Raw genomic sequence first — 13,905 nt, 5'->3', positions numbered from 1 at the left:
TGTGAAATATAGAAAATATCACTATTATGTATATGCTTTATGTGATTTTATTCTTATTTTAGTATCGAAAATCGAATAAAACAGAATATTTGCCCTATGAACAGTGTAGAGAAATTAGATAAGGTGGATTTGCAGATACTCCGTATCTTGCAGGAGAATGCCAGATTGACAACAAAAGAGCTTGCAGCTAAAGTGAGCCTGTCGTCAACTCCGGTTTTTGAACGTCTGAAACGTCTTGAATCAGGTGGGTATATCAAGAAATATATTGCTGTGCTTGATGCAGAGAAACTTAATCAGGGTTTTATGGTTTTCTGTAAGGTAAAGATGCAGCACTTAAACTATGACATTGCACGTAACTTTTCGGAAGTTATTGCCGGGATACCGGAAGTGACAGAGTGTTATAATATTTCAGGCAGTTTTGATTATCTTCTCAAGATACATGCACCGGATATGAAGTATTACCAGGGATTTATACTGAATGTACTTGGCAGGATAGATACCCTTGCATCATTGGAGAGCGTATTTGTGATGGATGTGATAAAGCACGATTATGGAATACATATATAAAAAATAAGGCTGAACCCTGTTGAGGATTCAGCCTTAAAAATTTTATAGCAGTAGGCAAAAATTATTTCTTACCTTCCAACTGTTCTTTCAATGCAGCAAGAGCATCGATGTCACCAAGAGTTGTAGAAGCAGCCTGGTTCTGGATCATTGGAGCTTCTTCTTTCTTAGATGATTTCTTTGCAGCTTTCTTTTCTGCCTTTTCTTCAGCCTTAGCAGCGTCTTCGAATACACGGCTGTGTGACAAGATGATACGCTTAGCTTCCTTGTTGAATTCGATAACCTTGAATGGAAGTTTTTCGTCAAGCTGAGCCTGAGAACCGTCTTCTTTTACAAGGTGTTTTGGAGTAGCGAAGCCTTCAACACCGTAAGGCAATGAAACTACTGCACCTTTATCCAAAAGTTCGATGATTGTACCTTCGTGGATAGAACCTACAGTAAATACTGTTTCAAATACATCCCATGGGTTTTCTTCCAACTGCTTGTGACCAAGGCTCAAGCGGCGGTTTTCTTTGTCGATTTCCAATACCTGAACTTCGATTTCAGCACCAATCTGAGTGAATTCTGATGGGTGTTTGATTTTCTTAGTCCAAGAAAGGTCAGAGATGTGGATCAATCCGTCAACACCTTCTTCGATTTCTACGAATACACCGAAGTTAGTGAAGTTACGTACTTTTGCGATGTGCTTAGTACCTACAGCATATTTTTCTTCGATGTTTTCCCATGGATCAGCTTTTAACTGCTTGATACCAAGTGACATCTTACGTTCTTCGCGGTCAAGAGTCAAGATAACAGCTTCTACTTCGTCACCAACTTTCATGAAGTCCTGAGCTGAACGCAAGTGCTGTGACCAAGACATTTCAGAAACGTGGATCAAACCTTCTACGCCTGGAGCGATTTCGATGAATGCTCCGTAGTCAGCCATAACAACTACTTTACCCTTAACGTGATCACCAACTTTCAAGTTTGGATCAAGAGCGTCCCATGGATGTGGAGTAAGCTGTTTCAAACCAAGAGCGATACGTTTCTTGTCATCATCGAAGTCAAGGATAACAACGTTCAACTTCTGATCCAAAGAAACAACTTCGCGTGGATCGCTTACGCGGCCCCAAGACAAGTCTGTGATGTGGATCAAACCATCTACGCCACCCAAGTCGATGAATACACCGTAAGATGTGATATTTTTAACAGTACCTTCAAGTACCTGACCTTTTTCAAGTTTACCGATGATTTCTTTCTTCTGCTGTTCGAGTTCAGCTTCGATAAGAGCTTTGTGAGATACAACTACGTTCTTGAATTCCTGGTTGATCTTAACAACTTTGAATTCCATAGTCTTACCTACGAATACGTCATAGTCGCGGATAGGCTTAACGTCAATCTGAGAACCTGGCAAGAATGCTTCGATTCCGAATACGTCAACGATCATACCACCCTTAGTGCGGCACTTAACGTAACCCTTAATGATTTCTTCGTTTTCAAGAGCAGCGTTAACACGATCCCAAGAACGAGTAGCACGTGCTTTCTTGTGAGACAAGATCAACTGACCTTTTTTGTCTTCCTGATTTTCGATATATACTTCTACAGTATCACCTACTTTCAGGTCTGGATTGTAACGGAATTCACTCAATGGAATGATACCGTCTGATTTGTAGCCAATGTTAACTACAACTTCGCGTTTGTTCATTGCGATTACAGTACCATCAACAACCTCACGGTCATTTACTTTGTTAAGAGTACTGTCGTAAGCCTTTTCAAGTTCTTCTTTGCTTACATTTGTTAGTGTGTCACCACTTTCATACGCATCCCAGTTGAAATCTTCAATAGGAGCAATGTTCTTTAAGTTTTCCATTAAAATAAAAAATTGTTTTTAAATAATTAATTGTGTTAGACTTTATGTTGTTTATCTAAATCGGGCGCAAAGATATTAACTTATATCCATATATGCAACTTTTTGTCCGCTTTTATGCTGAAAAATAGAAGATTATATAAAATAAGAGGAGACATGTGTAAGCATGCCTCCTGCAATATTATATAAATAAGTTTCAGTCCTCAAGAGAATAATCTATGGTAGTTACCACTCTTACTTTCTTTATGTACGGTGTATTGGCGTCGCGGTCTGTGATACTGAACTGTCCTTGGTTGGCTTTTCTGATTTTGCCAAGTTCGCTGTCAGAATCTTCCGCGAATTTTTCTGCAGCCTGTCGTGCATTTTTTGTAGCTTCCTCAATCATTTGCGGCTTGATTTTGTTCAGACCTGTATATTCGTACTGTACGTTGTATCTGTAGTCACCCGATGTGATTGCCACACCTTGTTTCAGGAGTTCACCCTGACTGCTGATGAGTTTTCTTATCAGATCTACCTTGTCTGATGTGACTGTGATAACAGATGTGACGTTATATCTGTACGTACTTTCCTGATTGCTGTAGCGTTCAGCCTTCATATCTATTATTTCAGGTGCATTAACACTGATTTCTTTCTCTTCTATACCCTTGCTGATAAGGAATTGTGTAATGGTCTTGTTCGATTTGTTAATCTGGTCGTACAGTCCACTCAAATCATTTCCCAGACTTTTGTAAACCAATGGCCATGTAACCTTGTCGGCAGGTACTTCCATTTCTGCAAGTCCTTTGACGTTTACGCTGCGATCCTTGTCGGCGAAACTACTGATTCCGCGTTCGATGAACACGCCAAGTAAAAGCAATCCTATTGCTATTACAATGGCTTCAAATCTTAAATTCTTCATAACTTTATTGATTTATTGGTTATTGTGAAATTCTTTCAGTCCCCATATAGGTTCTTTTATAAATTTACCTGTTTTCAGGTTAAGCCGTTTGGCTGTTTCTTTTATTTCTTCCTGAAAATACCAGGAAACGGAACCTGTAAACGAAATCTCCAGACTCGTGTCGTATTTCATTACATTTCTTTCGAAGAAATCAGTAAAACATTCATATAGGAAATTTTTTACCTGTGCTTCATGTTTTATATTATATATATAAGGTGTTAATGATGCCAGAAAACGGTTTGCCTGTGGCTCTCTGTAAACTTTCCGCAATATGTCTTCTACCGTTAAACCGCAATTGCTCAAAAAGTCATTTTTAATATTTTCCGGAAGTTGTCCTTTAAGGCAGTCTGCTATAAATTTTTTTCCGAGATATGCTCCGCTTCCTTCATCTCCCAATATATATCCCAATGGGGAAACATTCCTTGTTATCTCTTTCCCGTCATACATACATGAATTTGAGCCGGTACCAAGAATACAAGCTATTCCCGGCTTTTTCCCGCATAATGCCCTTGCCGCTCCCATCAGGTCGGTATATGCATGGACTTTGGTTCCGGTGAAAAAATCCTGTAAAATATTTATGATTTTTTCAGCTGGTTCAGGCAGGCATCCTGCACCGTAAAAATATATTTCTGAGATTTTGGCTTTGTCTATACTGTCGTTTTTTTCTATTTGTGGCAATAAATCAGTTTCTATTATTCTGCGAATGTAGTCCTCGTCCTGATGAAAAGGGTTTATACCTTCGGTCTTGAGTATCTCTGATTTATTTGCATCGCTGATTAGCCAATCCGTTTTTGTCGCTCCACTGTCTGCTATTAGTATCATGTCTTTATTCGTTTATTACAAATGTAATTCTTTATTAATGAATAACCAATAGAGACTTGCTTTTTGTGTAAAAAATATGATATGCTAGTCTGTTTCATAATCTTCAGGCAATTCCGGAAGATAAATCTTGTCTGTAAGTTCTATCCATGCCTTTCTGATGTCTTCCCAGTGATAGAAAGGAAAACAGTCTGTTTTTATTCCTGTCAGATGTACCTCCCGTTCGTTAAGCAGTGGCTTGACCAGGATATCCTTGCTGTCCTTCTTGCGGAAGAATATGAGTTGCAGGTTTCCGCACATCGGAATCATACGGTATGTCTGGTAATATTGAGGAATAGAGTCCCAGTTGGCTGTAGAATGGTTGAACCCGTCAATATTCATCAGAGCCACCAATGGGGCAAGGTTCGTGTCATGACCGAAACGGAGAGTTGCGCAAGGTTTTTTTGATACAAGAGCTGTGTCGGCAGCCTCAACTATGTTTCTCAGCAGGTTGCGTGCCAGATTGGGCATCTTGCCACCGCTCAGAGGTGATGGTCCCTGTTCGTAATACCATTCGAAATTGTTCAGTTGCCACAAGTCGAAAAGCTCTTTTCCGTTGAAAAGGAATGAAAGGTCTGGCATATTGTCCGAACTCTGGCTTATACCATGATATTCGAAAAGGTCGCATTCCAGCTTTCCCGGATTCTTGACTTTTGAAATATATTCCGGTTTAAAAAGCACTTTCATGATACGTTCCGGATGAACGAAACGCTTTTCTGCTTCTGTAAATACCGAATCAGCATTGTGCTGGCAGCTGTCGGAATATATCGGATTCTTGTATTTTATGAAATACACATCATGCTGGCTTGCATCTGTTGTGATATTCAGTTTCGGGTTCAGGCCTTTCAATTCTACACAGGCTGCTGCCATCGAAAGGAATGCACGTGTCTTATATGTAGAGCGGGCATCAATATGAGCTCTGTCTGTAAATATTTCAGGATAATTTTCAAACATTCTTTTTGCAAGTTCCTGATGTTGTCTGGCTCCTTTGGGAGTAAGCTCTCCGTAGCGGTTTTCGGCTATTTCAGCAAGCTGTCTCAGGATTTCCAGTGTCTTTTTTCCGTCATCGGTCAGTCCGTTGTTTTTCTCTGCTTCCTCCATTATTGTCAGAGCCGGTTCGTACTTGTCTTTCCCTGTCAGATAGCGTGAACCATGTCTGGCATATGTACTTATATAGCATGGCACATATCCTTCCGGAGCCGGTGTCAATGGGGTAGTTGGTGCCTCGTATGCCAAATACTTCCCCGTTGCCAATTTGGGATTTTCTCTGATTTCCAGTTCTGCACGTGTCTGTGCATCGATACTCTGCATTCCCACAGCTGCAATGCAGATGCAAAACAAACTTTTTACCTTATTCATATAAATGTCAATCTTATTACGGCGCAAAATTAGCATATAGATATGTATCGGTGTATGCAGTAGGCTATATGATATAATCAGACAAAGTAAAATGTAACAGGTATGTAATGTTTCTGTAACAGTTTCTGCTGGTTAAGTAAAAAAAGAAAGAGACCCGCACTCAGTAGTACAGGTCTCTTTACACTATAAATTATATGAAATCAATATCCGAAAATATCTTTCTGTGACAATTTTGTAATCTTACCGTATTTTTCCAACGATTTCATGTCAAGGTCTTTTTCGTTACCAAGAACGCAATAAGTATATTTACGGTCTTTTACCCATTTCTGCTGGAAGTCTTTCACATCCTTCAGAGTCATTGTCTGTGCCTGTTCGAACAAAGCTTTTCTTGGATCTCCATCTATACCTTTGTCCTGAAGGTCAAGATACTCCCACAAAATGTCCATACCGGTGATTCTGTCAGTACGCAAGCGGCTGATAGTTCCTTCCTGGGCCAGCTTGAATGCTTTTTCAGATTCTGGCATATTATTGATTATCTCATCGAAAGCCTTCATGGCGTCTATCATCTTGTCGTTCTGCGTAGCGATGAACGAACGGAAAATGTATGGATATTCCTTTTTAGAAGGAGAAGCGATGAAAGCGTATGATGAATATGCAAGACTTCTAGCTTCACGCATTTCCTGGAATACTATTGAGTTCATGCCACCGCTGAAATATTCGTTGTACATGCTCAAAGTAGGCTGGATTGCAGCATCATATTGTTTTTCGAAGTTTGAAATACCTGTGAAATAGATTTGTTTTGCATCGTATTCGGCAAAATAAACCTTGTTTTCAGTAGTAGGCTGATACTTGTAGTCGTATGCAGGTGCAGGTACATCCTGAAGCTGGGCAGGTACGTTATGATACTGGTCGATTAAAGAAGTAAGTTCTTTTTCATCGGCAGGACCATAGTACATGATGCGATGCTTGTAGCTGTTGAACTTATGTATGCGATCTACAAGTTCTTGAGGATTCATCTCTGTAAGTTCTTTTTCAGACAGGATGTTCTTCGAAGGTGAGTGTTCGCCCCACATTGCGTAAGAAAGCAGTTGTGAGAAGTTTGCAGACTGGTTGAGTTTTGCATCTGCACGTTTCTTCAATATATCGGCTGCATAGTTCTTATATGCGTTTTCGTCAACCTGTGCATCAGCAAGAATCTCTTCGAACAGCTGCATTGCCTGAGGCATATTTTCCTGAAGACCTGAAAGCACTACGTATGTACGGTCCAATCCCGGATGTACGCTGAACGAGCATGCCAGACGATATAATTCCTTGTTGATTTCAGCAAGCGATTTCTTGGATGTTCCGAGGTATTCCATGTATGAGAATGCTGTACCCAAAGCTTTGTCGTTCTGGCTGCCCATATCGAATACATAAATCATCTGGAACAGATCGTTCATGTCGTTTTTCTTGTAAAGCACTTCGATATCTGATTTTGCAGTGAATTTCTGCATGTCTTTTTCGAAGTCGAGGAATACAGGCTCGATAGGAGTAACCTTGCTTGCCTGGATTTCTTTTAGGAATGAGCTTACGCTGTCACGGTTCATAACGATAGGAGTGATAGACGGTTTGTCCATCTTCTTTTCGTTAGGATCTTTACCCATGCGTTTGTAAACCAAAGCGTAGTTATCAGCAAAATATTTGTTTGCGAAGTCAACAACCTGCTGTTTGTTCACTTTGCTCATCTTGTCGATGAAGTTTACTACATCACTCCACTGGTCGCCGTCGACGAAAGCTGAAACGAACATGTCGGCTCTGCTTTGGTTGCTTTCAAGCTGTTTCATATAGTAAAGCTTGTAGTTATTGATTGTAGCCTGAAGCAGTTCTTCGTCGAATTCACCTTTACGCAGTTTATCAACTTCTGCCAGCATAAGGTCTTTGACTTCGTCCAAAGTCTGTCCCTGTTTCGGTTGACCGCTTATCATATATGTATAGTAGTCCGACAAACCGAGTGAGCCTGCGAAGCATCCCAAAACTTTCTGCTGCTGGTTCAGGTTAACGTCAAGCAGACCTGCCTGTCCGTTGTAAAGAATAGAGCTGATGAGTGCAGAGATGACATCATCGTCAACTGTAGTAGGCATTCTCCATGCCAGTGCTACGCTTTCTGCGTCAAGTCCCATAACTTCCTTCACAACAGGTTCCTTGATAGGCGATTCCTTTGGCTGAGGACGTTCAGGCAAATTAGGATTAGCCTTCATCTCACCGAAATACTTGTTGATTATTTCGATAGTTTCGTCAGGATTCATATCACCTGACATACAGATGGCCATATTGTTAGGCACATACCATGTATTGAAATAATTCTTGATATTTGTGATAGAAGGATTCTTCAGATGTTCCTGCGAACCGAGTACAGTCTGAGTTCCGTATGGATAATCAGGATAAAGGGCATTCAACAAAGTCTCATATACCTTTCTGAAATCCTTTGTAAGTGACATGTTCTTTTCTTCGTAAACAGTTTCAAGCTCAGTGTGGAATCCTCTGATTGTAGCATTCTGGAATCTGTCTGCCTGAATCTTGGCCCAGTTGTCAATTTCGTTAGACGGTATGTCTTCCACATACACTGTCTGGTCGTAGCTGGTGTAAGCATTTGTACCGTTTGCACCGATAGCTGCCATCAGCTTGTCGTACTCGTTAGGAATAGCTATTTTTGAAGCTTCGTATGACACACTGTCTATCTGGTGATAGATAGCTTTTCTTTCAGCTTCGTCAGTAGTTTTTCTGTAAACTTCAAACAGACGTTCTATTTCGTCCAGCATAGGTTTTTCCTTGCTGAAGTCTGTAGTACCGAACTTCTGTGTTCCCTTGAACATAAGGTGTTCGAAATAGTGTGCAAGACCTGTAGTCTCGGCAGGGTCATTCTTTCCACCTACTCTTACGGCGATGTAAGTCTGGATACGCGGAGTTTCCTTGTTTACTGTCAGGTAAACCTTCAATCCGTTGTCAAGTGTGTAGATGCGTGTCTGCATCGGGTCGTTAGGTACGGTTTCGTACTTAAACTTCGAACCGTTTCCGCATGCTGTCATCAATGCCAGCAGTACGGCTGCTCCGATAAATTTCTTTGATTTGTTCATACTTCTGTTATTTGTAATATAATGCGAAGATACACAATGTTTTTCTAAAAATATGTCATATAACAGTTCTTTTTATCTTTATGTATATATATTTTTGCTTATACAATGAAAAACGGCATAAAAAAAGTGTAAACTACAATAAAATGTAATTTACACTGATATGTTTTTTAGAAGTTATAGAAGTTATAGAAGTTATAGAAGTTATAGAAGTTAGGGAAGTTAATGAAGTTACATCCTCTACCTTCTCTACCTTCTTTACCTTCTCTAACTTCTCAAAATCAATGACAGCCGCAGCAACCGCCACCGCAGTCATCATCGTGGTCACCGCATCCGCCACCACAACCGCTGCATCCGCCACCGCATCCGCTCATTGAGTTAACGATCTCCTGAACTTCCTTGTTTGTAGCTTCACGCATTTCCAGAATTGAACCTTCGAAAATCAGGTCCTTGCCTGCGTGAGGATGGTTAAGGTCGATAGTTACAGTGCTGTCAGTGATTTCACCAACGTTTGCATAGAACTGGTTTCCTTCGCCATCGTTCAGCATGATGATGTTTCCTTCGAACACGTTGTCCTCGTCAAACTTGCCGTCAGGACCGCAGAATGCAGATTTAGGAAGAGTCTTTATTCCTTCAGGATCTACTTCGCCGTATGCTTCTGCACAAGGGATAGTAAAGTTGAAGTTGTCTCCCTTAGCAAGTGCTGTTATTTCTTTTTCAAATCTTTCAAGTGTATATCCTATACCTGTGATGAACTGGAAAGGATGTTCTGCAGGAGCTTCTTCTATCAATTCTTTTTCGCCGTCTATCATAGCATAAAGTTTGTATGCTACGGTGATGTACTTATTTTCCATAATCTAAAATGTATGTTTTAAAATCCGGACACAAAGGTAGTAAAAAAGCTTTTAATTTTAGGCAGATATGTACTTTGGTTTTTCAGATATTCATATTTTTGTAAAAAAACTTATTTTCTGATGCAACATTTCACCGGGAAGTTCCGTCTTTCATATAGAATGCGCATCAAAGATTATGTATAACACTTTAAAAAATGAGTCAGTCATGAAAAAATATTTCTTTATAGCTATGTTGTTTTCAGCCCAGATGCTATGTGCGGTAAATGTAAATTCTATTATCAACGAGTTTAAGGATGCCGATAGGGCAGAGTATGTAAGTGTTCCGTGGATATTGATGAAAATGGGACACATGTTTATGGACGAAGAAGACAAGGATGATATCGCCGCACGTATTAATAGTGTCAGAGTTCTCGACCTGGAAGAATGCAGTGCACGAGTGAAGGCCAGATTTACAAAAAGAGTAGCTTCGCTAAACGGAGACGGATATGAGACAATGGTCCGCGCCAAAGATCAGGATGGAAGTGTACAGATTCTGGTCAAGGAAAAGAAAAATATTATAAAAGAACTTCTTATAGTATGTGGAGGAAAAGATGATTGTGCCTTGATAGTTCTCAAGGGAAATATCAGACAGGAGGATATAGACAAACTAGTGCAACAGGAAACAGATAAACGCAATGGACGCAAATGAATTTAAGACAGTCTTCATTCCGTACCATGCAAAACTCTATAGGACAGCTTATTCCATATTGAGGAATGTCCAGGATGCCGAAGATATAGTCCAGGACGCTTATCTGAAATTATGGAACAGACGCGATGAACTTGATGCGGCGGTTTGCCGTGAAGCATATTGCGTTACTCTGGTGAAGAACCTGTGTATGGATTTCATAAGAAGCAGTCATAGTAATTATGAGGATGTGATAGATGAAGAACGGGTTGGCTTGGCAGACGATGATATTGGTGAAAGGCTGGAAAAGAAAGAAGAAAATGTCAGGTTAAGAAAGATGATAGGCGGACTGCCAGACATACAGAAAAAAGTAATGTGGCTAAGGGATGTAAACGAATGTTCGTTTGATGAAATAGGAAAAGCTACAGGGCTGAACCCGGTGAACATACGTGCCACACTCTCGAAAGCGAGAAAGAAGATACGTGAACAGTTTATTAATTTAAAGGACAAGATATGAAGGAAGATACAATCAGACATTTGCTTGAAAAATATTACAACGGCGAAACCGATGTCAACGAAGAAAAAATTCTGGAAGATTATTTCATGCATGATGAAGTATCAGCCGAATTCTCTGTTGACAAAGAGGTGTTCTGTCGTCTGGCAGAGATTAAAGAAAATGATGAACCCACAGTTCCTGAAGGAATGGATAAACGTATTTCTGACAACATAGATATGTGGGAAAAACAAAGCAAGGCGGATAAGCCACGATATTATACTCTATATAAATATGTGTCGGGAATAGCAGCAGCTGTAGTGATACTGATAGGTATAAGTGTATTTATGCCAAAGAGTCAGGAGGACACTACGATGATGAAAGATACATTCGACAATCCTCAGGAAGCATACATGGCAACCGAAAATGCCCTGCAGCTTTTTGCCGAAGCTTTTAATAAAGGCGACGCCCAAATAGAGAAAGCAAGAAATGTGACGAAAAATGTAAAAGAAAAAATTGACAATATTAAAAACTTTAGAAGATGAAAGCAAGATTATTTATTATAGTGAGTGTTATGCTGGCAGCATTGTCTGTTAACGCACAGAATCGTTTTGAGAAAATAGCTGAAATGGAAGGGGTGACATCCGTTTATGTATCCCCGAAAATGTTCAACATGATGAATGGTTCAAACACCGGTGATATAAATATAGATAAAGTGGCAAAGAAACTTACCGGATTGCAAATACTCTCGTCCGAAAATCAGGAAGCATCGGATCTGTTGCGTAAGGAAACGGCATTTATCAATACCAAAAACGGATATGAAGAATTATTGCGTGTAAAGGACAGCGGAGAACGGGTGTTCATTTATACGAAAGAGAATAAGGATGCAAACGAATATGTTCTGCTGGTTGATGAAGGTAAGGAATTTACGGTAATAATTCTTGAAGGAAAACTCACAGTAGATGAAGTTCGCGGTATTGTAAATCAGTAGTACGGAAATTACCGTTGATACGTTTAAAAAAAATGAACTGTCATTTAAGAGCGAATGACAGTTCATTTTTTATATGTGTTTTTATCACATATTCCTGTAAATATCTTTTATCAGTTTGCACGCCGTTTCAAGGCTTATTGTACCAGTATTCAACATAAGATTATAATGATGAGGCTCTCCCCATTTACGACCGGTATAATATTCATAATGATGGATGCGGTTGCGATTGATACGGCGTATTTCCGACTCTGCATTTTCACGTTTTATACCGTATTCGCTGACACAGCGTGAAACAGCATTTTCAATATCAGAATAGCAAAACACCTTCAATACCTTCGGATAGTCCTGCAGGATAAAATCAGCACATCGTCCAATGATGATACACGGCTCTTTCTCAGCCAGCTCCTGAATAATCTTGCTTTCTGCTACAAACAGAACATCGTCCGATGAAAGGCTACCTTCCAGCGGTTGTTCGCTGTTTTTCGACATGATACATTTAAGCCAGAATGACGGAATGGACTGTTCGTTCTTTGCTATGAAGTTTTCATCCATACCGCTACGTTTGGCGGCCATACCTATAAACTCTTTGTCATACAGTTTTATTCCTAGCTCTTTAGAAAGCATCTCGCCAAGCAGATGTCCGCCGCTGCCATATTCACGAGCAATGGTAATGATGATATTTTTGTTCTTTTTTACGTCTGTGAATTTTTCATCAGTAGCAGGAGTAATCCATTTATCTAGAAACTTGTAGTACGGACTGACGAAATGAACAATAGGACCTACTATCAGAGCTGCAATTACAGTGCCTTCGCGTACACCATATATGCCGGACATGAATATAAGCGACAGGAGGCAGGCAATAGCTACCAGTGTGACATCAAATCCAAGTTTAATGTATCCGAACTCGCCACGGAAACGGCGTGTAATAACCTTTACGAAGTATTCTCCAGCCATCATTGCCGCATTGGCCTTTACTTCAAGAGCTATACCTACAGCCAATATTACACAACCTATCAGCAGAGCTATAATCATGCTTGGATATGTGGCGGGATTGAGCCAGAACAGTATGTAGTGCATACATATATCTATGAATATTCCGAAACAGAAAGATATCGGAATCTGCAGCAGGAACATGCGCAGGTCTTCTTTCAGGTCCTGACGTGTCATCATGAAAGGTTCGAGAACGACGAAAAGTATGTTCAGCATGATAGTCCATTCGCCGATAGTGAAAGGGGTGAACATACTAAGAACGTATGTTACGCTGGTGATGGGTGATGTACCCAAGGCTGCTCTGGTGATAAATGCTATTCCAAGTGCGTTGACAAACAGTGCCACGCAGAACAGCAGATAGCGTCTTAAAAGAAATTTATTCATATTGCATTTGTCATTTGTAAAACTGCCGCAAAGTTCAGCCTAAAATCTATAATGACAGATATAAAAGAACAACTTATTTTGGTTTAAAACGAAACAAAAGGTATCTTTGTAGTAAAAAATCAGATTATGGATATCTCGGTATATGAAGTAATGAAATCAGGTGGGGTGATGGCAGGAAATACGTGTTGCTGTGATTTTGACCGTAATTCCGGTGATTATAGCGGAATTATATTTGAAAAGGGATTTTTCTTTCTTCTCGTCATAAACGGAACAGCAAAGCTTTCCGATATTTATGGCAATTATGACCTTCACCGTGGAAAACTTGTTGTTCTGACACCGAGTACGACAAGCTCAATCGAAGACTTCGATGCAGATTTTTCGCTGAAAATCGTATATATCGTACCTTCGTATTTTGACAGTCTTCCTGACGGGCAGCCGCTGTATAATCAGGTGGCAAGGTATCTCGGCAATTACAGGCTTCCCGTGTTTGATATTGAAAGTGAGAGGTTCTCTTATCTGAAACAAACCATGTCGCTTTTTGGTGATGGGCTTAATGTTTTGAATGTATATCACGATGGAATAATACGAAATCTGTGTAATTTCTTCCTTTTACAGATAGCGGATACCTTGTGTACGGAAAACAACGATACTACTGTGTATGTGAAGCGTGAAAACGAGATATTCCGTAACTTCAAGAAACTGCTTGTAGAGAATTATCGCAAACATCATTCAATAGGTTTTTATGCCGACAGTTTGAACATCACTACCACATATCTGTCGCGAGTGGTCAAGAGTGTTACAGGCAGTACAGTCTGCTTTCATATATCGAAGATGCTTTGCTCTGATGCACGCCGT

Annotated in this window: 13 protein-coding genes; 6 read left to right on the top strand and 7 right to left on the bottom strand. The window is 40.1% G+C overall.

Annotated features, from left to right (window positions below):
* Nucleotides 1–96: 96 nt before the first annotated feature.
* Nucleotides 97–567, top strand: coding sequence for an Lrp/AsnC family transcriptional regulator (locus OCV82_RS02210; RefSeq protein WP_154042895.1), 471 nt, complete (start codon nt 97–99; stop codon nt 565–567).
* Between the two features lie 61 nt (nt 568–628).
* On the opposite strand, the gene rpsA is transcribed toward OCV82_RS02210, so the two are convergent.
* From rpsA to OCV82_RS02180, 6 genes are all read right to left on the bottom strand, one after another.
* Nucleotides 629–2,413: a 30S ribosomal protein S1 gene (gene rpsA / locus OCV82_RS02205; RefSeq protein WP_154042894.1), complete on the bottom strand. Its 1,785-nt coding sequence runs from the start codon at nt 2,411–2,413 to the stop codon at nt 629–631.
* A gap of 193 nt (nt 2,414–2,606) precedes the next feature.
* Nucleotides 2,607–3,308: an SIMPL domain-containing protein gene (locus OCV82_RS02200; RefSeq protein WP_154042893.1), complete on the bottom strand. Its 702-nt coding sequence runs from the start codon at nt 3,306–3,308 to the stop codon at nt 2,607–2,609.
* Nucleotides 3,309–3,320: 12 nt separating this feature from the next.
* Complete coding sequence (locus tag OCV82_RS02195; protein WP_154042892.1) at nt 3,321–4,169, bottom strand: ATPase; 849 nt, start codon at nt 4,167–4,169, stop codon at nt 3,321–3,323.
* Nucleotides 4,170–4,253: 84 nt separating this feature from the next.
* Nucleotides 4,254–5,564: a histidine-type phosphatase gene (locus tag OCV82_RS02190; protein ID WP_154042891.1), complete on the bottom strand. Its 1,311-nt coding sequence runs from the start codon at nt 5,562–5,564 to the stop codon at nt 4,254–4,256.
* A gap of 200 nt (nt 5,565–5,764) precedes the next feature.
* Nucleotides 5,765–8,677: a M16 family metallopeptidase gene (locus OCV82_RS02185; protein ID WP_154042890.1), complete on the bottom strand. Its 2,913-nt coding sequence runs from the start codon at nt 8,675–8,677 to the stop codon at nt 5,765–5,767.
* 278 nt (nt 8,678–8,955) lie between these two features.
* Nucleotides 8,956–9,528, bottom strand: coding sequence for an FKBP-type peptidyl-prolyl cis-trans isomerase (locus OCV82_RS02180; RefSeq protein WP_154042889.1), 573 nt, complete (start codon nt 9,526–9,528; stop codon nt 8,956–8,958).
* Nucleotides 9,529–9,733: 205 nt separating this feature from the next.
* Here OCV82_RS02180 and OCV82_RS02175 point away from each other — a divergent pair, with 205 nt between their 5' ends.
* The 4 genes from OCV82_RS02175 to OCV82_RS02160 are packed head-to-tail and all read left to right on the top strand — an operon-like array spanning nt 9,734 to nt 11,676.
* On the top strand, nt 9,734–10,216 hold the full coding sequence (locus tag OCV82_RS02175; RefSeq protein WP_262542803.1) for a DUF4252 domain-containing protein: 483 nt from the start codon (nt 9,734–9,736) through the stop codon (nt 10,214–10,216).
* Entirely contained in the window at nt 10,203–10,709 is a 507-nt protein-coding gene (locus OCV82_RS02170) for an RNA polymerase sigma factor (protein WP_154042887.1), read from the top strand. The genes OCV82_RS02175 and OCV82_RS02170 overlap by 14 nt, the downstream gene beginning before the upstream one ends.
* On the top strand, nt 10,706–11,230 hold the full coding sequence (locus tag OCV82_RS02165) for a hypothetical protein (protein ID WP_154042886.1): 525 nt from the start codon (nt 10,706–10,708) through the stop codon (nt 11,228–11,230). The genes OCV82_RS02170 and OCV82_RS02165 overlap by 4 nt, the downstream gene beginning before the upstream one ends.
* Nucleotides 11,227–11,676 (top strand): DUF4252 domain-containing protein, encoded by a 450-nt coding sequence (locus OCV82_RS02160; protein WP_154042885.1) that lies wholly within the window; start codon nt 11,227–11,229, stop codon nt 11,674–11,676. Before OCV82_RS02165 ends, OCV82_RS02160 begins: the two co-directional genes overlap by 4 nt.
* A gap of 84 nt (nt 11,677–11,760) precedes the next feature.
* Here the strand turns inward: OCV82_RS02160 and OCV82_RS02155 are convergent, their stop codons facing one another.
* Nucleotides 11,761–13,050 carry a cytidylate kinase family protein gene (locus OCV82_RS02155; RefSeq protein WP_154042884.1) on the bottom strand — a complete coding sequence of 430 codons (1,290 nt, stop codon included), beginning with the start codon at nt 13,048–13,050 and terminating at the stop codon, nt 11,761–11,763.
* Between the two features lie 126 nt (nt 13,051–13,176).
* On the opposite strand from OCV82_RS02155, the gene OCV82_RS02150 reads away from it, so the two are divergent.
* The coding region (locus tag OCV82_RS02150; RefSeq protein WP_262542802.1) for an AraC family transcriptional regulator at nt 13,177–13,905 on the top strand (729 nt) is incomplete at its 3' end.

Source organism: Bacteroides cellulolyticus (genome assembly GCF_025567135.1).
Classification (GTDB): domain Bacteria; phylum Bacteroidota; class Bacteroidia; order Bacteroidales; family Bacteroidaceae; genus Phocaeicola; species Phocaeicola cellulolyticus.
This window is presented reverse-complemented; position numbering and strand designations above follow the sequence as displayed.

Bases quoted from the DNA above. Each gene is read 5' to 3' on its own strand.
- OCV82_RS02210 (WP_154042895.1), top strand. From the start codon at position 97: ATGAACAGTGTAGAGAAATTAGATAAGGTGGATTTGCAGATACTCCGT.
- OCV82_RS02175 (WP_262542803.1), top strand. From the start codon at position 9,734: ATGAAAAAATATTTCTTTATAGCTATGTTGTTTTCAGCCCAGATGCTA.
- OCV82_RS02160 (WP_154042885.1), top strand. From the start codon at position 11,227: ATGAAAGCAAGATTATTTATTATAGTGAGTGTTATGCTGGCAGCATTG.
- OCV82_RS02165 (WP_154042886.1), top strand. From the start codon at position 10,706: ATGAAGGAAGATACAATCAGACATTTGCTTGAAAAATATTACAACGGC.
- OCV82_RS02200 (WP_154042893.1), bottom strand. From the start codon at position 3,308: ATGAAGAATTTAAGATTTGAAGCCATTGTAATAGCAATAGGATTGCTT.
- OCV82_RS02195 (WP_154042892.1), bottom strand. From the start codon at position 4,169: ATGATACTAATAGCAGACAGTGGAGCGACAAAAACGGATTGGCTAATC.
- OCV82_RS02190 (WP_154042891.1), bottom strand. From the start codon at position 5,564: ATGAATAAGGTAAAAAGTTTGTTTTGCATCTGCATTGCAGCTGTGGGA.
- OCV82_RS02155 (WP_154042884.1), bottom strand. From the start codon at position 13,050: ATGAATAAATTTCTTTTAAGACGCTATCTGCTGTTCTGCGTGGCACTG.
- OCV82_RS02170 (WP_154042887.1), top strand. From the start codon at position 10,203: ATGGACGCAAATGAATTTAAGACAGTCTTCATTCCGTACCATGCAAAA.
- OCV82_RS02180 (WP_154042889.1), bottom strand. From the start codon at position 9,528: ATGGAAAATAAGTACATCACCGTAGCATACAAACTTTATGCTATGATA.
- OCV82_RS02185 (WP_154042890.1), bottom strand. From the start codon at position 8,677: ATGAACAAATCAAAGAAATTTATCGGAGCAGCCGTACTGCTGGCATTG.
- rpsA (WP_154042894.1), bottom strand. From the start codon at position 2,413: ATGGAAAACTTAAAGAACATTGCTCCTATTGAAGATTTCAACTGGGAT.